This window comes from Paenibacillus rhizosphaerae (assembly GCF_014192015.1).
Classification (GTDB): domain Bacteria; phylum Bacillota; class Bacilli; order Paenibacillales; family Paenibacillaceae; genus Paenibacillus_AQ; species Paenibacillus_AQ rhizosphaerae.
Window position 1 is genome coordinate 303,675 of the sequence record NZ_JACHXJ010000003.1, and the last position, 23,694, is coordinate 327,368.

21 protein-coding genes are annotated in these 23,694 nt (G+C 56.8%); 13 read left to right on the plus strand and 8 right to left on the minus strand.

What is annotated here, in order from left to right; genetic code table 11:
- Positions 1 to 36: 36 nt before the first annotated feature.
- From FHS19_RS18030 to FHS19_RS18045, 4 genes are all read left to right on the plus strand, one after another.
- The gene (locus tag FHS19_RS18030) at positions 37 to 1,446 is read left to right on the plus strand and encodes a tagaturonate reductase (RefSeq protein WP_183583251.1); all 1,410 of its coding nucleotides are present in this window, start codon (positions 37 to 39) and stop codon (positions 1,444 to 1,446) included.
- A gap of 11 nt (positions 1,447 to 1,457) precedes the next feature.
- The gene (locus FHS19_RS18035) at positions 1,458 to 2,945 is read left to right on the plus strand and encodes a UxaA family hydrolase (protein WP_183583252.1); all 1,488 of its coding nucleotides are present in this window, start codon (positions 1,458 to 1,460) and stop codon (positions 2,943 to 2,945) included.
- A 52-nt stretch (positions 2,946 to 2,997) separates the two neighbouring features.
- Positions 2,998 to 4,419: a glucuronate isomerase gene (gene uxaC, locus FHS19_RS18040; RefSeq protein ID WP_183583253.1), complete on the plus strand. Its 1,422-nt coding sequence runs from the start codon at positions 2,998 to 3,000 to the stop codon at positions 4,417 to 4,419.
- Between the two features lie 94 nt (positions 4,420 to 4,513).
- Positions 4,514 to 5,224: a rhamnogalacturonan acetylesterase gene (locus tag FHS19_RS18045; protein WP_183583254.1), complete on the plus strand. Its 711-nt coding sequence runs from the start codon at positions 4,514 to 4,516 to the stop codon at positions 5,222 to 5,224.
- Positions 5,225 to 5,373: 149 nt separating this feature from the next.
- On the opposite strand, the gene FHS19_RS18050 is transcribed toward FHS19_RS18045, so the two are convergent.
- The 3 genes from FHS19_RS18050 to sigZ form a co-directional block, all read right to left on the minus strand.
- Positions 5,374 to 6,582 carry an MFS transporter gene (locus FHS19_RS18050; RefSeq protein ID WP_183583255.1) on the minus strand — a complete coding sequence of 403 codons (1,209 nt, stop codon included), beginning with the start codon at positions 6,580 to 6,582 and terminating at the stop codon, positions 5,374 to 5,376.
- An 84-nt stretch (positions 6,583 to 6,666) separates the two neighbouring features.
- Positions 6,667 to 7,278, minus strand: a complete 612-nt coding sequence (locus FHS19_RS18055) for a TetR/AcrR family transcriptional regulator (RefSeq protein WP_183583256.1) — start codon at positions 7,276 to 7,278, stop codon at positions 6,667 to 6,669.
- A gap of 264 nt (positions 7,279 to 7,542) precedes the next feature.
- Positions 7,543 to 8,277 carry an RNA polymerase sigma factor SigZ gene (gene sigZ / locus FHS19_RS18060; RefSeq protein WP_183583257.1) on the minus strand — a complete coding sequence of 245 codons (735 nt, stop codon included), beginning with the start codon at positions 8,275 to 8,277 and terminating at the stop codon, positions 7,543 to 7,545.
- Between the two features lie 258 nt (positions 8,278 to 8,535).
- Between sigZ and FHS19_RS18065 the strand changes: the two genes are divergently transcribed.
- The gene (locus tag FHS19_RS18065; protein WP_183583258.1) at positions 8,536 to 9,555 is read left to right on the plus strand and encodes an aldo/keto reductase; all 1,020 of its coding nucleotides are present in this window, start codon (positions 8,536 to 8,538) and stop codon (positions 9,553 to 9,555) included.
- Positions 9,556 to 9,775: 220 nt separating this feature from the next.
- Here FHS19_RS18065 and FHS19_RS18070 read toward each other — a convergent pair whose 3' ends face one another.
- From FHS19_RS18070 to FHS19_RS18080, 3 genes are all read right to left on the minus strand, one after another.
- Positions 9,776 to 10,540, minus strand: coding sequence for a class I SAM-dependent methyltransferase (locus tag FHS19_RS18070; protein ID WP_183583259.1), 765 nt, complete (start codon positions 10,538 to 10,540; stop codon positions 9,776 to 9,778).
- 309 nt (positions 10,541 to 10,849) lie between these two features.
- Entirely contained in the window at positions 10,850 to 12,073 is a 1,224-nt protein-coding gene (locus FHS19_RS18075) for an amidohydrolase (protein ID WP_183583260.1), read from the minus strand.
- Between the two features lie 101 nt (positions 12,074 to 12,174).
- The gene (locus tag FHS19_RS18080; protein WP_183583261.1) at positions 12,175 to 13,404 is read right to left on the minus strand and encodes an amidohydrolase; all 1,230 of its coding nucleotides are present in this window, start codon (positions 13,402 to 13,404) and stop codon (positions 12,175 to 12,177) included.
- Positions 13,405 to 13,565: 161 nt separating this feature from the next.
- Between FHS19_RS18080 and FHS19_RS18085 the strand changes: the two genes are divergently transcribed.
- Positions 13,566 to 14,456, plus strand: coding sequence for a LysR family transcriptional regulator (locus FHS19_RS18085; RefSeq protein ID WP_183583262.1), 891 nt, complete (start codon positions 13,566 to 13,568; stop codon positions 14,454 to 14,456).
- Positions 14,457 to 14,594: 138 nt separating this feature from the next.
- On the opposite strand, the gene FHS19_RS18090 is transcribed toward FHS19_RS18085, so the two are convergent.
- Together FHS19_RS18090 and FHS19_RS18095 are read right to left on the minus strand one after the other, a co-directional pair.
- The gene (locus FHS19_RS18090; RefSeq protein ID WP_116232374.1) at positions 14,595 to 15,224 is read right to left on the minus strand and encodes a nitroreductase family protein; all 630 of its coding nucleotides are present in this window, start codon (positions 15,222 to 15,224) and stop codon (positions 14,595 to 14,597) included.
- Positions 15,225 to 15,335: 111 nt separating this feature from the next.
- Complete coding sequence (locus FHS19_RS18095) at positions 15,336 to 15,935, minus strand: phospholipase D-like domain-containing protein (RefSeq protein ID WP_183583263.1); 600 nt, start codon at positions 15,933 to 15,935, stop codon at positions 15,336 to 15,338.
- A gap of 464 nt (positions 15,936 to 16,399) precedes the next feature.
- On the opposite strand from FHS19_RS18095, the gene FHS19_RS18100 reads away from it, so the two are divergent.
- The 7 genes from FHS19_RS18100 (at position 16,400) to FHS19_RS18130 (ending at position 23,670) form a co-directional block, all read left to right on the plus strand.
- Positions 16,400 to 16,747, plus strand: a complete 348-nt coding sequence (locus FHS19_RS18100) for a Na-translocating system protein MpsC family protein (RefSeq protein WP_105441668.1) — start codon at positions 16,400 to 16,402, stop codon at positions 16,745 to 16,747.
- A 364-nt stretch (positions 16,748 to 17,111) separates the two neighbouring features.
- Positions 17,112 to 18,155, plus strand: a complete 1,044-nt coding sequence (locus tag FHS19_RS18105) for an ABC transporter substrate-binding protein (protein WP_183583918.1) — start codon at positions 17,112 to 17,114, stop codon at positions 18,153 to 18,155.
- A 134-nt stretch (positions 18,156 to 18,289) separates the two neighbouring features.
- On the plus strand, positions 18,290 to 19,234 hold the full coding sequence (locus tag FHS19_RS18110; protein WP_183583264.1) for a nucleoside hydrolase: 945 nt from the start codon (positions 18,290 to 18,292) through the stop codon (positions 19,232 to 19,234).
- Positions 19,235 to 19,249: 15 nt separating this feature from the next.
- Entirely contained in the window at positions 19,250 to 20,071 is an 822-nt protein-coding gene (locus tag FHS19_RS18115; RefSeq protein WP_183583265.1) for an ABC transporter permease, read from the plus strand.
- Between the two features lie 4 nt (positions 20,072 to 20,075).
- Positions 20,076 to 20,864 (plus strand): ABC transporter permease, encoded by a 789-nt coding sequence (locus tag FHS19_RS18120; protein WP_183583266.1) that lies wholly within the window; start codon positions 20,076 to 20,078, stop codon positions 20,862 to 20,864.
- Between the two features lie 16 nt (positions 20,865 to 20,880).
- The gene (locus FHS19_RS18125; RefSeq protein ID WP_183583267.1) at positions 20,881 to 21,936 is read left to right on the plus strand and encodes an ABC transporter ATP-binding protein; all 1,056 of its coding nucleotides are present in this window, start codon (positions 20,881 to 20,883) and stop codon (positions 21,934 to 21,936) included.
- 18 nt (positions 21,937 to 21,954) lie between these two features.
- Complete coding sequence (locus tag FHS19_RS18130) at positions 21,955 to 23,670, plus strand: adenine deaminase C-terminal domain-containing protein (protein ID WP_183583268.1); 1,716 nt, start codon at positions 21,955 to 21,957, stop codon at positions 23,668 to 23,670.
- Positions 23,671 to 23,694: the final 24 nt, after the last annotated feature.

The window sequence follows — 23,694 nt, forward strand, 5'->3', positions numbered from 1 at the left end:
CATGTTCATTATCTCTAGAGGAGGCTTGAAATACGTATGACAACACGTCTATCCCGCAGCCAGTTTCCGGACCTGCCCGCCTTGCCCGAGCGCATGATCCAGTTTGGCGGCGGCAACTTTATGCGGGCTTTCGTCAACTGGCAGATGCAGCAGATGAATCTGAAGGGGTTATTTAACGGAAGCGCCGTCGTCGTGCAGCCGACCGCACACGGCAAGAGCACTGCGCTCATGGAGCAGGACGGCTTATACACCGTGCTGCTTAAAGGGCGGCTTCAAGGGCAGCTGGTCAACTCGAGCGAGGTCATTGCCACCGTCAGCCGGGTCATCAATCCCTATACGGATTATGAAGCCTACTTGAAACTGGCCGAACAGGACCAACTCGAGTTCATCACCTCCAACACGACTGAAGCCGGCATTGTTTATGAGGCCGGCCTGCGCCGGGAGGACGGTCCGCATTCCAGCTTTCCCGCCAAATTGACGGAGCTGCTCTACAGACGGTTTCAGCTCGGCAAACCCGGCTTTATCATCCTCCCCTGCGAGCTGATCGAGGACAGCGGCGAGAAGCTGCGCCGCTTCGTGCTGCAGCATGCCGCCGACTGGAAGCTTGGCGATGCGTTTGCCGACTGGGTCACGGAAGCCAATACGTTCTGCTCCTGCCTGGTAGACCGCATCGTTCCGGGTTACCCGCGGGATCAGGCGGACGATCTGGAGCAGAAACTCGGTTATGAAGACCCGTTCATGGTCAGCGCCGAGCCTTATCATCTGTGGGTGATCGAAGGGCCGGCGTGGCTGCGGGAGAAGCTTCCGCTTGCCGAAGCCGGTCTGAACGTCATCGTCACGGATGACCTGTCGCCTTACCGCGAGCGCAAGGTTCACCTTCTCAACGGCCCGCATACGGCCATGGTGCCCCTGGGCCTCCTGGCCGGGCTTGAAACGGTCGAGGACGTGATGAAGGACAGCGATTTGGGCCGCTTCGTCCAGGAGCTGATGGAAGACGAAATCCTGCCGGTGCTGAAGCTGCCGCGGGCCGAGCTGCTCGAATACGCGGCGGCTATCCGCGAGCGGTTCAACAACCCGCTGATCCGGCATGAGCTGGCATCGATTTCGCTGAACAGCATTTCGAAATTCACGGCGCGCCTGCTGCCGGTGCTGATCCGTTACCAGCAGGCCCAGGGGAAGCTTCCCCGCCTGCTTGTTCTCTCCTTCGCCGCGCTTCTCCTGACCTACCGCGGCGACCGGGTCGCCCGCCGCGATGTGCCGGAAGTGCTGGAGGCATTCGATCGGAACTGGATCGAACCGGATACGTTTGTTACCGGCATCCTAAAGGAAGAACGGCTGTGGGGCATGGATTTAACCGCGGTTCCGGGTCTTGAAGCGCTGCTTGGGGAGCATATCGGCCTGCTGGAACGCGAAGGCGTCCGGGCCTCGCTCCATCAACTGACCTGAGGAGGATTGACATGAAATCATTGATGAAACTGAACCCGCGGGACAGCGTCGCCGTCGCCCTCCGGCCGATTCAAGCCGGAGAACCGCTGGAAGTGGACGGCGTGAAGCTCGAAGCCGCCCAGGAAATTCCGCAGGGCCACAAAATCGCCCTGACGGCGATTACCCCGGGTGACATGGTGATCAAATACGGGTATCCGATCGGCCACGCGGTTTCCGCGATCGCTCCGGGCGATTGGGTGCATACGCATAACCTCCGGACCAACCTGGACGGTGAGGAGGAATACGAATACCAGCCGGATCTTCACCCGATTTCCTACCCGAACCGGGGCCTCACCTTTGAAGGATACCGGCGGGCCAATGGCAAGGCAGGGATCCGTAACGACCTGTACATCGTTCCGACCGTCGGCTGTGTGAACGGCGTGGCCGAGCTGATCCTGCAGGAATTCAAAGCCGTCCACCCGGACCTCGGTCCCTTTGACAACGTCACGATTCTGAAACACCCGTATGGCTGCTCGCAGCTGGGCGACGACCATCGCCAGACCCGCAGCATCCTGATGGACGCGGTCCATCATCCTAATGCCGGCGGCGTGCTCGTATTCGGCCTCGGTTGCGAGAACAACATTGTCACTGAGTTCCGTGAACTGCTTGGAGACTACGACGAGTCCCGCGTCAAATTCCTCGTGGCCCAGGAGGTCGGCGACGAGGTCGAAGCCGGCATGGCCCTCCTCGAAGAGCTGTATGAAGCCGCAAGCCTCGACAAGCGCGAGCCGATCCCGCTCAGCGAGCTGAACGTCGGCCTCAAATGCGGCGGCTCCGACGGATTCTCCGGCATTACGGCCAACCCGCTGCTCGGCGCCTTCTCCGATTTTCTCATCTCGCAGGGCGGATCCACGATTCTGACCGAGGTGCCGGAGATGTTCGGCGCCGAGCGCATGCTGATGGCCCGCGCCGAAAGCCGCGAGGTCTTTGAAAGCATCACCTCGCTGATCAACGATTTTAAGCAGTATTTCATGTCGTATGGGGAACCGGTGTACGAGAATCCGTCCCCGGGGAATAAGGCCGGCGGCATCAGCACGCTGGAGGACAAATCGCTCGGCTGTACGCAAAAGGCCGGCACTGCCCCGGTCGTCGACGTGCTGCAGTACGGCGAGAAGCTGCGCAAGAAGGGACTCAGCCTGCTGCAGGCGCCGGGCAACGATCTTGTCGCCTCTTCCGCACTCGCCGCCGCGGACTGTCAGCTCGTGCTATTCACGACCGGACGGGGCACGCCGTTCGGCAGCTTCGTCCCCACCGTCAAAATCGCGACCAACCACGACCTCTACAACAAGAAAAAGCACTGGATGGATTTTAACGCCGGATCGCTGCTCGATCGTCCGATGCAGGAAGTGCTGGAGGAATTCATCGCCTACCTAATCCAGGTAGCCAGCGGCCAACAAACGCGAAACGAACAAAACGACGTACGGGAGCTGGCCATTTTTAAAACCGGGGTTACCCTGTAATGTCACTGGACTCTTAAATCCATTTCGATTTTATCCAAAGGAGCTGTGGACCATGTTCTTGAACGACGATTTTCTGCTGACGACCGATACCGCCCGCAAGCTGTTTCATCAGCATGCCAAAGACATGCCGATCATCGACTATCACTGCCACCTCGATCCCAAGGAGATCTATGACAACCAGAACTTCCGCAACCTGACCGAAGCCTGGCTCGCCGGCGACCATTACAAATGGCGGTTAATGCGGGCGAACGGCATTCCGGAATCGCATATTACCGGCGACGCCTCCGACTACGACAAGTTTCTGGCTTGGGCCCGGACCGTTCCGAAAACGGTTGGCAATCCGCTGTACAGCTGGACGCATCTTGAGCTGCGCCGCTTCTTCGGCATCACCGAGCTCCTGAACGAGGAATCCGCCCCGCGGATTTGGGAGCAGGTGAACGCCAAGCTGGCGACGGACGATTTCCGGCGGCGGAACATCATCAGGAACTCAGGCGTCAAGGTCGTCTGCACGACCGATGATCCCGCCGATTCGCTGGAATACCACCAGCTGCTGAAAAAAGAAGACATCGGCTTCCGCGTATTCCCGGCCTTCCGTCCCGATAAAGCGCTGAACATCGACGCTCCCGGTTTTACCGATTGGCTGGAGCGCCTTGCCCAAGCCGCAGGCCAGCAGGTCACGACATATGCCGAGCTGCTGGACGCCCTGAAGCAGCGGATCGACTTTTTCCATGAACAGGACTGCCGCCTCTCGGACCATGCGATCGACGTGCTGCGCTATCAGGAGGGCAGCGCGGAAGAGCTGGAGCGCATTTTTGCAAAAAGAACGGCCGGCGAAACGCTCTCCCTGGAGGAAATCACCGTTTACCGGACGGAGCTGCTGAGCGCGCTGATCGGACTGTACCACAGCAAAAACTGGACGATGCAGCTGCATATCCATGCCTTCCGCAACAACAATACGCCGATGTTCAAGCGTCTGGGGCCTGACACCGGGTATGACGCCCTGAACGACCTGCCGCTGGCCGGCCCGCTGTCCCGACTGCTCGACCGTGCCGAATGCGGCCAGGGCCTGCCGAAGACGATTCTGTACTCGCTTAACCCGAACGACTATCCCGTCCTGCTGACCCTGATGGGCTGTTATCAAAAGGATACGGCCGGCAAATTCCAGCTCGGTTCCGGATGGTGGTACAACGACACGCGCAGCGGCATGCGTCATCAGCTCACCCTGCTTGCCGACAACAGCCTGCTGGCCAACTTCGTCGGCATGCTGACCGACTCCCGCAGCTTCCTTTCCTATACCCGGCACGAATACTTCCGCCGCGTGCTGTGCGAGCTGATCGGCGAGTGGGCCGAGCGCGGGGAAGCGCCTGACGATGAAGCGCTGCTCGGACAAATGGTCGAAGATATCGCCTACGGCAACGCGGAGCGGTATTTCGGCTTCAAGGAACTCGGCATTCCCGAGGCGCTGCGCTCCTAAGCATTCGCGTGGGTCGATGCTGAGCGATAACACCGAAAGCCATGCCGCCAGATACTTTTTGTTCTCTGGTAAAAGAAAGGGAGGACTCCGTTATATGACCCTGACGCTGTATATCGTCGGCGATTCTACAGCCGCCCTAAAGGGCGCCATCGAGAAGCCCATGACCGGCTGGGGCGAATACCTGCAGCAGCACCTGGATCCGGCGATCCGGGTAGACAACCGGGCGATCAACGGGCGTAGCACCCGCTCTTTTATCGCCGAGGGCCGCTGGGCCGCCGTGGAGAACGACCTTCAGCCCGGCGACTACGTGTTCATCCAGTTCGGACACAACGACCAGAAGCAGGAAGATCCTTCGCGCTTTGCAGATCCTGCTCCGGGCGGGGAATACCGCGCCAACCTGAAGCGGTTTATCGAATCGGCCCGCTCCCGCGGCACAACTCCCGTGCTGCTGACTTCCGTCAGCCGCCGCCGTTTTACGGCGGAGGGACGGCCGGATCCCGACGCTCTTGGCCCCTACCCCGAGGCGATGCGCGAAACCGCGCGGGAAGCCGGTGCGCCGCTGCTCGACCTGTTCGCGGCTTCCCAGCAGCTGTACCTCCGGATGGGCCAGGAGGAGTCGAAGCATCTGTTTATGCATCTGCCCGCCGGGTCCCATCCCAATTATCCCGATGGGATCGCCGACGACACGCACTTCTCGGATCGGGGTGCCCGGGAAATCGCCGGTCTCGCGGCGGAAGCGATCCGGCAGTGTGAAGCGCTGCCCGGACTGCACCCGCTGCTGCGCAACCTTGCCCCGACAAGCTGATGCGATGATGGTCTTCCTGGAATGGCTTTCGGCTTCATTCCGCTTCCGCTAATAGACGCAAAAAATCCTCCGGGCCCCGTAGGGCTCGGAGGATTTTTCTTTGTAATATCCCGGTATTTATTTTATATAACATCTAACTTATTTCTGAATTAACGGACCGATCTGGAATCCAGCTCATACTGCGTTTCCCGGGACTTGAAGGATAGCAGAAATCCGAACACCAGCACGATGCTGGCGAGAACGTACGGATAATTCACATTCATATCAAACAGCGCCCCCGCAATGATCGGGCCGATGATGTTGCCCAGGCTCGTAAACGCCGAGTTCAGTCCCGCCACATAGCCCTGCTCCTCATTGGCAAACTTGGACATTTGCGTCCCGATGGCCGGGCGCAAAATATCCATCGCGAGAAACAGAACGAAGGTCACGGCGACCATAAGCCAGAAGGTATGCACAAGCAGCGTAAAAATAATAAAGAGGATCGACACGAAAATGCTGAGCGTGATGACTCTTTTCTCTCCGAACCGGTTAATGATCCAGCCAAAGATGGTCACTTGCACAACCGCCCCGCAGATCGAGCCGAACGTAATGATAAAAGCGATATCCTTAGGCGTAAAGCCGAATTTATGATCGACAAACAGGCCAAACACCGTCTCGAAATTGGCGAGTCCGAACGAAGCGACAAATACGACGATCAGACTGATAAAATAAGGCGCCCGGTAGGCACCTGCCAGCTGGCGCAGCAATCCGGCTGGTGCCATCTTGGCATCCGGTCCGTCGCTGGTCTGCGCGGCCTTCGGCACCTCTCTCAAGAAAATAGCGGTAACCGCCATAGCCAGCAACCCGCCGACCGCGGCAGCGTAGAAAGGAACCCGAATGCCGTATTCGGCAAGATAACCGCCGATGCCGGGACCGATGATAAAACCGGTGGTGATGGCGGCGTTGATGAAGCCCATCCCTTTCCCGCGTTCTTCCTCGCTTGTAACGTCAGCGGTATAAGCCATGACGGCCGGCATAACCAGAGCCGCACTCACCCCGCCCAGCATTCTCGCCAGGAACAGAAAAGGCAGCGTGCTGGATGCGCCGAACATCCACTCCGACACGGCGAACAGCAGCAGTCCGGCCAGGATAACCTTTTTGCGGCCGATAGAGTCCGACAGCCTTCCGGCGATGGGCGAAAAGACGAGCTGCGTAATGGAAAAGGCCGCGACCAGCAGGCCCAGCACACTACCGTTGATGTGCAGCAGATTCATATAACTCGGCATAATTGGAATGATAAGTCCGATGCCCGTAAAAATAATAAAGTTGTTCAGCATGAGGAGCAGAATGGCTCCCCTGTTTCTAATCAGCAGCGACATAAAAAAGCCTCCGTAAGCAATTTCAGCATGTATACTGAACGTTCGTTATGTATTATGGCGTGAGATAACGAAGACCATTCTCCGCTATCGTTCTTTTGCTTGCTTATCCGTCGCCACTCCGTTCAAAAAGACAGTGACGGCATCCCGGTACAGCAGGGTCGTCTTCTCAGGGTTCAATCTGCGCGACAGCTGATTGGCGCCGAAAAAGATCGCCTCCAGCACGACAGCGAGGCGCTCGGCATCGCCTGGCATGAATTCGCCCCGGTCGATTCCTTCCTGCAGCAGGTTCTGATTAAACGCCAAATGCTTGACCTTCATCTCGGCCATGCGGGATTCCACTTCGGATGTCTTTTCTTCATTATGAAAAAATTCATCGGCTGCCTTCGTGAGCGGATGATTCAAGTCGTCAGCCGCCAACTGTTCCGCCACGGCATACAGCTTCTCGGTAGTGGTCTTATACAAGTGCTCGTTTTGCTCCCAGTTCAGTTCCCATTCGCGGTCCCATTCTTCGAGCAGATGAAGAAACAAGCCTTCCTTGCTTTTGAAATGGTAATAGATGTTGCCTTTGCTGCTCCCGGTCGCGGCCACGATTTCTTCGATCGAAGTCGCTTTATAACCCTTTTGAACAAACAGCGCGCGGGCGGCTTCTGCAATCTTTCTCTTGGTCTGTTCGCTTTGCAGCTGCTTCTGGTTCATGACGCTCACTCCAATACATATATATACCGAACGTTCAGTCAGTATTGTAGCACGGTGCTATTTTTATGGCAAGGCGAGGTTTTATTTCCCTGTTAAAAAACTGTGTGCCGGTATACCTGGCGCCGGTTTGCGTAAACGGCCTGGCGGCACAAATGGCTGCTATTCAAGCCGTTACATGATCATTTATGAAACCCTGCCATCGATGAAAGAAACGACCTCGATATTGGACCAGCCCCAAGTCTCGATGGTCGTTCCTTAGTTTCATCATTGCTCCGCCCGGGATCCCGCGTTTCGCCGCGACGGTTTTTTGCTAACCCGCCCGTAGACCACCGGTTTGGGCAAATTCACGCGGTAATCTATGATGCTGCCATACTTGTCGGTCCGGATCGTGCAGCAGCTGTTCATCAAATCCCGCACCATTTCCCGGCCCCGCTGGACTCTGGATTTGGCGCCCGAATAAGAAATGCCGAGCCGCTGGCTCAGTTCCTTCTGCGACATCCCCTTCAGTTCGGAGAGCTCGACCGCCTCCCGGTACTTATCCGGCAGATATGGGATGACGCCTTTCATCCCGCAGATCGCTTCCTGTGAGAAATCGTCGTCTTCCTCTTCCGCCACACTTGGCAGCTGCTCCGGCAGCTCATCCAGCCGTCTCTCCTTGCGGAAATGATCCGCCACCGCATTCCGGGCAATCTGATACAGCCAGGCCCGGAGCCGATCCGGATCCTGAAGCTCCGGCAGGTGCCGGTAAGCCTTCATGAATACCGTCTGAACGATGTCTTCGGCATCGGGATGGCGGTTCGTCCGGCGCGCGACAAAACCAGCAATAGGTTCATGGTATTGATCCCACAGCTTTTCCGGTGTGATCGCCGGACTGCAGCCGGAGGCGTTCCATGCTGCCTCATTCGTGCATGCAGCCGAGTCGGCCGTCATCACGGAATTCCCGGCTTCGTTTTCCTTTTTCGGCTCCTGCACCTTTTCCTGCGTTGGCCTTTCCTGCATTCCAGTAGCTCCTCCCCGATTTCCCGGCTTTTTTGATATCTATCCTGCACTTCGTTTATATTTTCCAAAAAAATTTCCGCCATTTTGCGTCTTTGATCGGACTCCCCCGTCTCCATCAATATAACAAAAACATCTACCGACGTACATTCTCAGAAGACAGACCGCGTTTAGCGGAAGTTTTTCTTGCGAGATCAGGATGTTTGGCCTCAGAGGTTTATCATTTCTAATCTCTTAAAACAAAATCTGGAGGGATAAAAGATGAAATACAATTTGTTGGGAAATACAGGCGTGCTGGTATCGGAGATCGGGCTGGGAGCCATGACGTTTGGCGGCGGCGGCCAGTGGGGCGTCTTCGGCGGGCTGGGAGAACAGGACGCTGCAAGGCTTGTCGGGCAGGCGCTCGACGCGGGGGTCAACTTTTTCGATACCTCCAACATTTACGCCGGCGGCCGCTCAGAGGAAATTCTCGGCAAAGCGCTTGGGACGAAGCGGCAGGATGTCATCATCGCCACCAAAGTAAGGGGGCGTACGGGCAGCGGTCCGAACGACCTCGGCTTGTCCAGACTGCATATCATTCGCCAGGTCGATGAAAGCCTGAAACGGCTCGGCACGGATTATATCGACCTGTATCAAATTCACAACCCGGACCAGCTGACGGATTGGGAGGAAACGCTGCGGGCGCTGGACGACCTGATCCGCAGCGGCAAGGTCCGCTACATCGGCTCTTCCAATATGACCGGCTGGGAGCTGATGAAAGCCCGGGGCATATCCAGGGAACTCGGTCTTCACGCCTTCAAAAGCAGCCAGTCGTATTATTCACTTGCTGGCCGTGACATCGAAAGGGAGATCATTCCCGTCCTGAAGGATCAGAACATGGGTCTGCTCGTATGGAGCCCGCTTGCCGGCGGCTTCCTGTCGGGAAAATACACCCGCACGCGCACCGGAAATACGGATGACCGGCACACCAAATTTGCTTTTCCGCCGGTAGATGTGGACAAAGCGTATTCCATCATCGACGTGCTGGAGGATATTGCGAAAAAACGCGAATCTACCGTAGCCCGCATCGCGCTCGCCTGGGTGCTGAACCAGCCGGCGGTGACCAGCGTGATCGTCGGGGCCAAGCGCCCGGATCAGCTGCAGGACAATCTCGAAGCCAGCGGCATCGTGCTGACGGATGACGAGCTGGCCCGTCTGGATGAGGCGAGCAGGCTGCCGATCGAATATCCGGCGTGGCCCTTCATGGAAGAGGATGATTCGATTATCCGCAAGCATCCTTGAAGGTGAAGCCATCCTGCTGATCGAGCAAAGTTTACAGAAGAAGCCGGACCCGCGTTCGCATTCAGCAGGAGTCGTTACTGCAAGCATGGAATGGATCAACCACACTGGAATATGGTTAAATGCAATGATAGTGGATAACGCAAAAAAAGCCGCGGAGCCTTGCGCCAATTAGCCAAGGCATCCGCGGCTTTTATGCTGTCCGTGCCCGAACGTTCTTCCCCTACACTTCACCCCAGAACAATTCCGTCTCGTAATCGAAGCTGACCTTCCCGTTCGCTTGGGTCCGCTCAAACAGCTCCTGCAGTCCCTGCTTCATTTGCGCGTGGTTCGGCTCTCCCTCGGCCGGCACATAAGAAGACGACATGGCCCTGCCAATCAGCTCCTCCAGATTAAACCGCTGGCGGTTGCCAAATACGGCGGTATGCATATCCCCGTCCCGGAAAAACGGCTGCAGCTGCGCACCGGATATGTTTTTGTGGGTCATCTGTCCGTAATCGGTACTGTACTGCTTCAGCAGCTGCTCGTATCCCTCCAGAAAAGGCGTACCGCTCGTGAGCCGGGAATTCCAGATCAGGACGGCTTTGCCGCCGGGCTTCAGAATCCGGTGAAACTCCGCCTGTGCGGCCGGACGGTCAAACCAATGAAACGATTGGGCGCACACGATAAAATCGACCGCGTTCTCAGGCAGCCCGGTATCTTCCGCCGCGCTGGCGTGCGAGCGGTAATTCGGCGACGCGCCAAGCTCTTGCTCCGCTGCTTCACGCATGGCTGCGTTAGGCTCCACGGCGATAACCTTGCTGCCCCGCTCCAGCAGCAGCTTGGAGAAAATGCCGGTACCCGCGCCGATATCGGCAATCACCGAATCGGCCGTCATCCCGACCACGGAATAAAGGTAGTCCACCGCTTCGGCAGGATAACTTGGGCGGTACCTGACGTAGTTCTCCACCCGGTTTGAGAATCTTGCCTTGCTGTCACTGCTCATCATGCTTCACGCTCCTTTAGCATCAATAGATCATGCCTCGCATCGAACTACAGACCTGCAACCTGTTGAACCTTCTCAACGCCAAGTTTCACACAATGAAACAATGTTCCATTTATTGCTGACTTGATTATAGAAAACCTTACGTTTCGTTGCAAGACCTAATTTAGATCATCATGACACCTTACCTGTCAGCAGACCCGCCCCCGACACAAAACCGACAGCGCAAAAAACCGCCGCCCCCTGCATCGCAGAGGTTGACGGCTTCTTTCATGTTTTTCACCCGACCTGCAGAGACCGGCTGTCTATTGAGTTTCAGTCCAGCGCTCCGGCCACGACGCTCCCCCGGAACAATGTGGCGACCCGGGCGGATTTGCGGGCGACCGCTTCGGCCGAGCACGACGCGTCCACCAGCGCCAGGCTCGCCTCGTCGCCGATCCGCGGCCATGCCTGGCGGCCTTCGGCATCAAGCGGCGTAACTCCGCCCGTGATGTACTGCAGGCCCTGCGCGAGCGACTGCTCGTTCGCCCAGCCGGAAATTTCGGCCAGGCGGCCGGCGCGCTCGAGAATGTCGCCGTTGCCAAACGGCGACCATACGTCAAAGACGTTGTCGCAGCCGACCGACACGGATACGCCCCTGCCCTGCAGCAGCCGCACGGGCGGAAACTTGCGGTTCATCGGCACGCTCGTGATGATGCCGATCCCGGCTTCCGCCAGCATGTCCGCGGCCGCTTCGGCCTGCCCGGCGGGAATGTCCCCGAGGCAGAACGCATGGCTGACAGCGACCTTGCCCGCCAGACCGGCTTCCCGGGTGAGGCTGGCCAGACGCTTTAGCGTAAACAACCCGAGATGATCCGGGTCGTGCAGATGCAGGTCGATCCCCGCTCCTTCGGAGGCCGCGAGCTCCACCATCATCCGCAGAGATTGTTCCACATCTCCATCGACCGTCGCCGGATCGACCCCGCCGACGAGCGACGCCCCGCTGCGCAGCGCTTCCCGCACCAGCTCGGCAGACTTTGAGCGCAAGAGCCCCTGCTGCGGAAAAGCGACGATTTCATACGTCAGCTTGCCTTCGAACGCCTGCAGCGCCTTCTGCACCTCCTCCATCTGCTTGAGACCGGCCTCCGGGTAAATGTCGACATGGGTCCGGACGTGGGTAACGCCGGAACGCAGCGCCGTCTCCAGATACAGGGAGGCGCGCTCGGCGATGGAAACGGCATGCTCCGCATGCAGGCGCTTCTCCTCGTCCAGCCGGTCAAAAATATGCTTTGCCGGCGTAACCGGCCGCCACTTGGAACCGAGCAGCGTTTTGTCCAGGTGGCAGTGCTTCTCTATAAAAGAAGGAAGCGCCAGATACGACCTGGCATCCAGCCGCGGCAGATCGTCCGTAATCGCCTGACTTGCGGCCATTTTATCCGTGATCCGGCCGTCCCGGATCAGGAGATGGCACAGCTCCGTTTCCGTGCCGGTCACTACGCCGTTGTCCGTTTGGAGCCCGCTCTCCAGGCGGACGTTCGTAAGCCAAAGAGCCGATTGCATCGATATCAACATCCTTTCCATCATATAGAATGATCTAAAGTTAACATTTATTTCTTTAGTTCATTCTATGTCATATAAGAAATTCAAAAGAGGCATTGCCCTCAGACCGATTCCAAGCCGAAAACGGGTTTGCCCCGATGCAGCAGAGCTTTCCGCGCTGCCCGCCGTGCCACGGCTTCCGCCGAGCAGCTTGCATCCACAAAGACGGCGCTCGCTTCGTCCCCCGGCATCGGCCACGCCCGGCGTCCCTCCCCGTCCAGCGGGGTCCGTCCACCGGTCACAAAGCCGAGGCTGGCGCCAAGCGCCGCCTCACTGCCCCAGCCGAAGCGCTCCGCAAGCGTTCCGGCCTTCTCCAGGCTGTCCCCTTTGCCGAACGGGGACCAGTGATCGGTGATGCTGTCATGCCCCAGCTCCACCCGAACCCCCTGCTTCGCCAGCATCGGGATCGGTATCGTCCGCCCGAGCGGTACGGACGACGTGACCGAGATGCCAAGGTCCGCCATCCGGGCGGCTACCGCAGCCGCCTCCTCCGGCGGAATGTCCGCCAGCGCCAGGGCGTGGCTGACCGTGACTCTGCCCTGCCATCCGGCCTGCTCGGTCAGATCCGCGAGACGCTGGATCGTAAACACGCCCAGGTGGCCCGGATCGTGCAGATGCAGGTCGACTCCGGCGTCCGCCTCCACGGCGAGCTCCATCATCGTGTTCAGCGACTTTTCGATGTCGCCGTCCACGGTGGCCGGATCCACGCCGCCTGCCAGGGAAGCCCCGCTGCGCAGCGCCTCCCGCACCAGGCCGGCCGCCTGGCTGCGCAGCAGCCCGTGCTGCGGAAACGCCACAATCTCAAAGGTGGCGCGGTCCTGATAGGTCTCGGCCGCCCGCAGCGTTGCTTCCAGATTGTTCAGCCCGACAACCGGATCCATGTTACAGTGGGTACGAAAATGCGTCGTCCCCGACGCAAGCAGCAGCTCGATAAGCCGCTCCGCCCGGTACTGCGCCGTCGGCAGCAGCTTGGGCAGCAGCTGCTCCTCCTCTTCGATCCGGGAGAAGATGCCTTGGGGTGCCGGCCCCGGTGCTTTCCATGGGCCGCTGTAATACGTTTTGTCCAAATGAATATGCATGTCCCGCATCGCCGGAAGCATCAGCGCACCGCCCATGTCCGTTTGGGGGACACCGTCCTCCGGCAGCGCGTTCGCCGGCCGGATCTCGGCGATGCTCCCCTCCGCAATGCGGATATGGTACAATGCGGTTTCCGTGCCGCTGACGGCGTCTCCTTCGCGGCGCCAGCCGGTCTCCAGCCGGACATGGGTCAGCCATAATGATGAATGTTCCATCAAGCCCTTCCTCCTTTGGTAGTCCTGCGATGGCAGCGCAGACTTTCCTGCCTCATATTCCGTATGCTAACATGGGATATGATATATGAAAAATATTTATAATATTTGAAATGAAAAGGTTTTATATATACATTGAACAGAAATGACTGGAGGGATGGTCCATGGATGTCAGACAGCTGAGGTATTTTACGATCATCGCAGAGGAAAAGCAGATCTCCGCCGCAGCCCGAAGGCTGCACATGTCGCAGCCTCCGCTGAGCCAGCAGTTGAAAGCACTGGAGGACGAGCTCGGATCGGCTCTTGTCGAACGAAGCGGCAAGCATCTGGAACTTACCGAAGCGGGCAAGGCACTGTACAGCTACGCCCTGAAGCTGCTGCAGCTGATGGATGAAGCCAAGACCGAGGTTCAGGAGATCGGCAGCGGCTTTAAAGGGGTGCTCCGCATCGGCATCAACACGCTGTCGTCGGTGGACCTCCCCGGCACGCTGATGCGGTTCAAGGAGAACTATCCGCAGGTCACCTACAAAATCCAGCAGAACGAATCCGCGCAGCTGTGCAGCATGGTCAAGAGCAGGGTGCTTGAGCTCGCGATCATCCGCCTTCCGCTGGCGCTGGACGAATTCTCGGTGCTTCACTTGAATACAGAACCCTTTTATTTGATGGCATCCAAGCAGCTTGTCCCTGAGCCTCTGGCTCCGGAGATCCCGCTTGAACAGATCGGAAACTACCCCTTAATCCTTCCGAGCACGGAAGGACTCGGCGTTCACTACACCGTCCTGATGGCCTGTGCGAAGCACCGTTTCGAGCCCCGCATCATCGCCGAATGCTCGGATATTCCCCTGCTGTTATCTTTGGTGTCGAGCGGCTTCGGGGCGGCGGTCGTCCCTGAGACGATCGTTAAGCTTCATGCCAGCCATGATGTTCAGGTTGCGACCATCGCAGACCCGGACTTGTCATCGGCGTATGCTTTGATCTGGCTGAAGGAGCACCATCTGTCCCAGGCGGCGCGGCATTTTATCGACATGATCTCCCCGCCTGCATCCAGGAAATGACAGCGTAACCGTAAAGGGATCGCAAACGAAAAAGCCCTCCCGCATATCGGAGAGGGCCTTGGTTCGGCACTTCTTTATGAATAATAACATGAACTTACCGCCAAATAACGTTGAGAACGGCCGCCGCAGCTTTTTTAATCAGTTAAAACCGTCGTATGTCACGAACTCCGCCACCGGCTTCCGGTACCCGCGCGGTCTCTGTCTGCCCGTGTCCTCTTTGCCGATCGTAATCAGCATGGCCGGCACATACCGGTCAGGAATGTTCAGCACCTTCCGCAGCGCTTCCGGATCAAATCCGATCATCGGGCAGGTGTCCCAGCCCCGGTCCTTGGCGATCAGCATGAACAGCATCGCGGACAAGCTGGCGTTCCGGATGGCCTCATCCCGTTTGAACGTGTCCCCTCTGCTCTCATACATGTCTGTTACGCTGCTGACTGTCTCCTCAAATTCGCGCTGGTCGATGACGCCCAGGCTGAGCAGTCCTTCGTTGATTGGTCCCACATTGTGGTAAGCCTCAAGATCGCCCAATACGGCGATGACGGCCGAGCTCGTTAACACCTTGTACTGCTTGAATGCGGCTTCATGCACCTGCTCCTTCTTCGTTGGATCGATGACGGGAACGTAGTGAGCGTGCTGCAGGTTGAAGGCAGAGGGCGCGAATTTGACGAGGTTGAACATGTCGTCCAGCTCCTGCGGGCTGATGGTTACGCTCGGGTCGAATTTATTGGCGGATCTTCTTGCTTTGACAAGGTCTGTAAAGGACGTCATGCTTTTCGCCTCCGTATGTATAAACTTCCAACTAGCTATGAAGTTATCCTATCATACTAACTGTAAAAAAGTAAGTTGCAATTTCAAAAATGTTTTTTACGCTCTGGCATATTACCCGCTCCAATCCGTGAAACGATAGGCATCGTCCCACAGATGGCTGAACACCTGCTCAAACTTAGCTGCAACGGCCGCGTCCTTGATGATCAGCGCGACGTCGTCATTTTCCCGGGCGGAGGACTCCAAATAATTCATCGATCCGGCCTCTACCCGGCTATGATCCGCAATCAGCATTTTCAGATGCATCTTCCCTTGATGCGCATTCACCTTGACCGGAACGCCGGCTTCCCGGATCCGCTTCAGCGCTTTTTTCTGCTTCCCTTTCTCTTCGGCATGCCCCCGGTCCGTAATGAGCCGTACCTGAACCCCGCGGTCCGCCGCATCAATGATCGCTGTCACGACCGGCTCGTAGCTGATGCTGTATACCGCAATATCCAGCGAGGATTTCGCCTCCTCGATGAGCTGTACGATCGCTTCCTCCGGATGTTCGCCTTCGCTCGTGAACAGCGCTTGAACGTCGGCTGAGGAGCCTTCCGTTACTGCACCCTTATTAGCAGGGTCTCCTTGCCCGGGTTGTTCTTCTGAGGCAGCAGAGCAGCCGGTAACGGCAGCACACAGCAGAATGGCGGATACGGAGCTGTTGATGACTCTCATCGGATGACCTCCTTCAAATCATGGATATTTCAGCGTACAGGTAGAATACCACTCCTTTCCATCGAATCAAAAATTCGCTGAACAAGCGCGGCATGCAGCTCACTTCATCACGGCCAGGACATCGAAGGCATCAGCATCATCGCACGCCAACGCCTACAGCTACAGCGCAGCCGAGAACGGCGCTCCCAAGCTGCTGATCAGCGATCTGTATTGGGATTCCAGCGGCTGGCCGTATGACAATTGATGCTTTTGTAACTGTATTTCCCGTTTCGGAACAGCCGATCAAACCTGACATCGGTTGGAAAGTTCGTAAATGGATTCAATTCAAATCATTTATCACATTAATTTATCATCAAAAATCGACAAAACCCGAACGATGGCCTTGCAAAAAACTCGTTTTTTATATAATATAGACCTATCTGAACTCCTCATCACCAAAATAATCAACCGTTTGTAGGTGACCAATGGTTCATTTAGATTCCAACGAATTCAAGCAGAAGCTGAGTCAGGTATATAATGAAGTTTCCAAGGAGCTGTTTGGCTTTGGCACTTCTTTATTGAAGACAAGCATCCAGCCCGATGCGATTACCTTGTATGCCAGACACCGCCGGTCTCCCCGCTCCACTGTGCTTGAGGGCGAGGTTCCCGCTTTGAAATACGAGGTCGATTTTTACATGTCGATGATTTACAAGAAGAAGCTGAAATCTCGGCTGGAAGAGGAACTGGGACTGAACATCGAGGTTCTCCTTCGGGATTATGATCCCGCCACGCAGTGGGCAGTCACGAACATCATATTGTCACAACCTGAATGATACGGCCCTTTTCTTTTGATTTATCTTAAGGACTGGCCGAACCGTAACAAGAACGGATGCCGCTATTCTTTGTTTACATTGAAAAGCGCTCTAGTTAGAGATTTCTTCTATCTAGGGTGCTTTTCTTTTTTAGTTTATAGATTTTGTTTATAGAATTTGTTTGATTTTTCTTGTGACATGCCAAATGTCTATTCAAAAAAGGGGGATACAACAACCGTCCGAAAGGGAAAAACATTCATATACAGCACAGAAAAAATTTCCCGGCGGCGGAAGCCCGGCATACGGCCTGCAGCAGAAAAACAAATAAAAAATAAACCATTACAGGAGTGAATCGATTGTGAAGAAACCATGGATTAAGGGACTCATGACTTGTACGCTGGCAGCGCTGGTACTTGCGGGATGCGGAAACGGAGGCAGCGAAGACAGCAGCGCCGGCGGCTCGTCCGGCGGCCAGAAGAAGCTGGTTGTCTCGACCTGGGGATTTGCCGAGGATTTCTACAGTAAAGAAGTCTATGCCCCATTCGAAAAAGAGCACAATGTGAAAATCGTCCTGGAGACCGGCAACAACGCCGACCGCCTGAGCAAAATTTTGCAGGGCAGCTCCGACGTCGATGTCGTCTATCTGTCGGATTATTACGCACAGCAGGGCATTGAAGCGGGAGCCTTCGAAAAGATCGACCGCAGCCGCCTAAGCAACCTTGACGCGCTCTATGATATCGCCAAAGCGCCGAACGGTGAAGATTACGGTCCGGCCTACACGATCGGCCAGCTGGGCATCGCTTACGACCAGAAAGCAGCCGGAACGACGGTAAGCTCCTGGGCCGACTTGTGGAAGCCGGAACTGAAAGGGAAAGTGACGATGCCGAGCATTACGTCCACCAGCGGTCCGATGATGGTCGACGCCGCTTCCAAGGTGGCCGGAAGCACGGAATTCAATGAAGACAAGGCGTTTGCCAAACTGGCCGAGCTCAATCCGAGCGTCGTGAAATACTACAGCCAGACGTCCGAGTTCATCAACATGTTCACGCAGGGCGAAGCCGCTGCCGGACCGATCATGCAAATGTATCTCGGCGACCTGAAGAAGGCCGACCCGAACGTTGAATTCGTAACGCCGTCGGAAGGCGCGTACGCCATCATCAATACGCTGAACGTCGTCAAAGGAAGCAAAAACAAGGAACTGGCCGAAGACTTCATCAACTGGCAGCTTAGCCAAGAAGTTCAGGAAAAAGCGGCTAAAGCCAAAGTCGACTCCCCTGCCAACCGTAATGTAAGCCTCAGCGCTGAGGAAGCCGCTGCTGTAACGTACGGCTCCAGCGTCGTTGAGAAGCTGCAAAAGCTGGACATGGCGTTCGTCAACAAGAACCTGAAGAGCTGGACGGACCGTTTCAACCGTGAAGTGACTAAGTAACGCCAAGCCCTTTTTTCTAAAATATAAGCAGCCTTACGGGGTTATGATTCAGCAGGGGCTGCCCGCCCCTGCTTTTTATTCACCGCTGCCTGGATACAAGGCGGCCCATCCTTCATTTTGAAAGGGGAATCCATGTGAAGAAAGCCATCCTGGATGTCGATACCGGCATTGATGACGCACTCGGGATTATGCTGGCCGTCCGCAGCGGCGAGCTGGACGTGCTCGGGATCTCGACGGTCAACGGCAACGTGTCGTTGGAAACTGCCACCCGGAATACATGCAAAATATTGGACTTTATCAAGGCGCCGGCGTCCATCTCGGTCTATCCCGGGGCATCCCGGCCGCTCCTGCGGGACCGTCTGTTTGAGCACCGCGTGCACGGTGAAGACGGATTAGGCGGCGCCCTCCGGGACATGCAGCCAACCGACCGGACCGATCCAAATACGTTCGGGCCCGATTTCATCGTGGAGCAGGCCAAGCGCTATCCCGGAGAAATCACGCTGATCGCCACCGGGCCGCTGACGAATGTCGCTCTGGCTCTCGCCAAGCATCCAGGCCTTGTCCACGATATCAAGGAACTGGTCGTCATGGGCGGTGCGGTCCGTACGCACGGTAACATTACGCCGACAGCGGAATATAACATCCATGTCGATCCCGAAGCGGCGCGCCTGGTCTTCCAGGCCGGGTTCCCGTCCCTGACGCTGGTCGGACTCGACGTGACGCGCAATGCGCTGCTGACCAGCGCGCATATCGATGCGCTCGGTAAATCAGAGATCGCCGATTACGTGCGCCAGAGCACGTCGGATTACATGGAACGCTATTATGAGCGCAACGGGGTCCGGGCCTGCGCGATGCACGACCCTTTGGCGGTCGGCGCTGCCATTTGGCCCGAGCTCGTCCAAACGCAGCGTCTCTACGTCGATGTGGAGACCCGGAGCGAGCTGTGCGACGGGCAGACGGTGTGCGATTTTCAAAACCGACTGCAGCGCCAGCCGAACCTGGACGTATGCCTTGATGCCGATTCGGAAGCATTTTTGAACCGCTTTATCGCCGTGCTGCGCGGTGGATCCTACCAATAACAGGAGATTACATTCATGAAAAAGCGATACTTGTACCTGCTGCTCGCACCCGGGCTGCTGTTTCTGGCCTTGTTCATGATCGTTCCGCTGATCCTCACGGTCGGCTCGACGCTGTTCAAGGACGGGAGCTTCACGTTCGGCATCTACTGGCAATTTTTCAAGGACTCGTATTTCCTTGATATTTTGGGGACGACCCTGCTCGTCAGCGTCGCGACCACCCTGCTGTGCATCCTGATCGGGTTCCCGGTCGCCTACTATTTGTCCATGATGCCTCCGCGCAAAAAGGGCATTTTGCTGGCGCTGGCGATTTTCCCGCTGCTCACGAGCTCGGTCGTCCGCTCCTTCAGCTGGATGATCATTCTCGGCAAAAACGGTCTGGTCAACAACATCCTGATCAAGCTGGGCATCATTCACGATCCGCTCAGCATTCTTTATACGCCGACGGCGATGATTATCGGTCTGGTCCATCTGTTCCTTCCCTTGATTCTGATTACGCTGGTCGGGGTGCTGGAGTCCATCGACCACGATCTGGTCCGGGCGGCGCAGAGCCTGGGGGCGTCCAAGCTGACGGCTTTCCGTAAAATCGTCATCCCGCTCAGTATACCGGGGCTGATCGTCGGCAGCATTCTCGTGTTTGTGGGCAGCCTGACCGCTTACACCACGCCTGCCCTGCTGGGCGGAAAAAAGCGCGTTGTCGCGACGTTCCTGTACCAGAACGCCATTACGCTTAACGATTGGCAGGCGGCTTCGGCCATTGCCACCATCATGATGATCATTACGTTCATCGTCATCGGGCTGATGAATAAAGCAGCGGCCAAATTCAATCCGAAGGGGTAGAACTATGAAGACCAAAAATCCGGGGCTCGCCCTCTTTTCCTTTATCGTTTACTTGTTCCTGCTCGGGCCGCTCCTGATCATCGCGGTGACGTCCTTTGAGCCGGGACAGGTGCTGAAATTTCCGCCGACCGGTTTTTCGCTGAAATGGTACCAGAATATTTTTGACGTGGAGATGTTCATGTCGACCTTCAAAACGTCGATTTTCGTCTCGCTGCTCGGCAACGTGATTGCGATTCTGCTTGGTGTTCCGGCCGCTTACGCCTTGAACCGGGTGACGTTCCGGGGCAAAGACACGCTGAACGCGGTGTTCCTGTCCCCCCTGCTCATTCCGGGGATCGTGCTGGGCTTTACACTGCTCAAGTACGTCGTCATCACGTTCCACTTTCCCATTTATACGTCGCTGCTGATCGGTCATACGATCATTATGCTGCCGTTTATTATCCGGGTCATCGGCTCCAGCCTCGCCAACTTTGATTTCGCAGTCGAGGAAGCGGCACTGAGCCTCGGATCCAGCCGGCTCGGAACTTTTTTCAAAGTCGTCCTGCCGAACATTAAATCCGGCATCATCGCTTCGGTGCTGCTCGCTTTTCTCGAATCGTTCAATAACGTGGACATCTCGCTGTTCATGACCGGTCCGGGGGTCAGCACGCTGCCGATCCAAATGCTGACCTACGTCGAAAACTATTTTGACCCGACCATCGCAGCCATCTCGGTCCTTCTCATGCTGATCACGGCCGTGTTCATGTTCGTCATCGAAAGGCTGCTCGGACTAACCTATTTCACCAAACAATAACGAAAGGCGTGAGACGATGGCTTTACTACAACTTGAAAATGTGTCGGTTGCCTATGACCAGCAATATATTTTGAAAGACTTCAACCTTTCCATTGAGAAAGGACACCTGATTTCCCTGCTGGGGCCCAGCGGCTGCGGCAAAACGACCACCCTCCGGCTCATCGCCGGCTTCCTGGAAGCGACGGACGGAGCCTTCAAATTCAGCGGCAAGGATTATACCCGCGTGCCGATCAACAAGCGGAATTTCGGCTTCGTGTTCCAGAGCTACGCTTTGTTCCCGCACCTGTCCGTGTTTGACAACGTCGCCTTCGGACTGCGCCAGCGCAAAGTCAAGGAGGACGAGATCAAGAAGCGGGTTATGAACATGCTGGAGATCGTCAACCTCGGCGGATTTGAAAAAAGATTCCCGCAGGCGCTCTCCGGCGGCCAGAAGCAGCGCGTCGCCATCGCACGGGCCCTCGTCATCGAGCCGGATCTGCTCCTGTTTGACGAGCCGCTCTCCAATCTCGACGCCAACCTCAGGGTCAACATGCGTGTGGAAATCCGCCGCATTCAGCAGGAACTCGGCATCACGACCGTGTACGTATCGCACGACCAGGAAGAATGCTTCTCCATTTCGGACCGGGTGGCCGTCATGAACAAAGGGATCATCGAGCAGCTGGATCAGCCGTCGGTCATTTTTCAGTATCCGAAATCCGAATTTGTCGCCCGCTTCATCGGCTTCAACAACTTCATTCATTTTGATGAGCGGGACAGCGAAGGCTCCTTCTTCACCCTGCGCAAGGGGGACTACCACTTCCATGCCGCCAAGGCCGAAGGCATGCCCGTCACCATGAAGGGCGCCATCCGTCCCGACGATCTCATTGCCGGCACACTGCAGGAGATCCATCCCGGCGACAACGTCCTGACCGGCAAGGTCAAAATCAGCACGTATCTTGGACGCAGCTACCAATACGTCGTCGATACGCCGCTGGGCGAATTTACGGTCAACCAGGAAATGCAGCAGCCCTATGCGAACGGGCAGGAAATCCGTCTGTTGTTTCCATCGGATAAGCTCGTTCTTGTCGAATAACCATAGGGGGAACAACGTATGCATGCAGATTTGCTTTTTCTTCAAGCCAAGGTGTACAACAGTTACTTTAAGCAGTGGTCTATAAACAACGTCGCCGTCAAGGACGGCAAGTTTTTCTATATCGGCCTGAGGGGCGAAGATACGTTCCAGGCCAAGCAGGTCATTAACGCGGAGGGACTCTACATGGTCCCCGGCTTCATCGATATCCATCTTCACATCGAAAGCACCATGGTGACGCCTGAATCCTTCTCGGCGGGTCTGCTGCGAAACGGCGTCACCACGATCGTGCCCGAGCCGCATGAAATGGCCAACGTGTTTGGCCTCGACGGCGTTCTCGAGATGATCAAGGCGAGCCGGAACTGTCCGGTGGACATGTTCTACGCCATTCCGAGTTCGGTCCCGTCCACCTCGATGGAAACGACGGGCGGATCGATCGAAATCGAGGACATGGATGCCCTCCTGTCTACGGGGGATGTCATCTGTCTCGGCGAAATCATGAACTACGTCGACATCATTACCGATCCGGACTGCAAAACGAACCGCATCCTGGAGCATATCCGCTCGCATTATCCTGAGCTCGTGATCGAAGGCCACGTGCCGAAGCTGCTGGATCTGGACCTGCAGCGCGTCATTTACGCCGGCGTCAACTCAGACCATACGCATCAGACGCTGCAGGGTCTGGAAGAGCGGATTGCCGCCGGCATGTTTATTGAAATTCAGGAGAAATCGATGACGCCGGAGGTGATGGACTACCTGATCCGCCACGACGTATCCGAGCATTTCTGCTTCGTGACCGACGACGTCATGGCGGATTCGTTCCGTGCCCGCGGCCATCTGAACCAGATCGTCCGCAAGGCCATCGCCATGGGGATGTCTCCGGAGCGGGCGATCTACGCCGCAACCTTCTCCCCGTCCCGCCGCATGCGGATGTACGATCGGGGCTCCATCGCCCCGGGCAAAATCGCCGACTTCCAGCTGATCTCGGATTTGTCCGAGCTGAAGCTGGAATCGGTGTACAAGAACGGTGCGGAAGTGTACTCCGCTGCCAAGGCCTTTGAGCCGCAGTCGAGCGGCTACCGGTTCCCGGAGCACTTCTACCACAGCGTCCAGCTGGATGAGCTGAGCGCCGCCGATTTTGAAGCGGCGGCCGTCGTGGAGGACGGCATCTACCGGTGCCGGGTTATGACGATCCAGGACGGCTCGACCTTCACCAAGGAGAGCCAGGTGGACGTGCCGGCCGCGGGCGGCCGGCTGTTGTGGGAGCAGAGCGGCTGCGGCATGATCGCCACGTTCGAACGGTACGGCAAAGGACGCCAAAAAGCGTTCGGCTTCATCGCCGGCGATACGATCCAGCGCGGCGCCGTGGCGACGACCTACTCCCACGACAACCACAACCTGCTGGTGATCGGCCACAACGTAGAGGACATGGTCCTCGCCGCCAACACGGTCATCCGCCAGCAGGGCGGCTTCTGTGTCGCCCTGGACGGCGAGCTCAAAGCCAACATGCACCTTCCGGTCGGCGGTATCCTGACCGAGGATCCGCTCGATCTGGCCGCCGAGTCGGTCCAGCAGGTGCGCGAGGCGATGGAAGCGCTCGGGTACAAGCACTACAACCCGATCATGTCGATCGCCACGCACTCCCTGCCGGTGAGCCCATACCTCAAAATCACCGATCATGGGCTGATCGACGTCAATGCCGGCAAGGTCGTGCCGCTGATTATTGAGCAGGTGTAACAAACCGGTTAGAGTAGAACATTT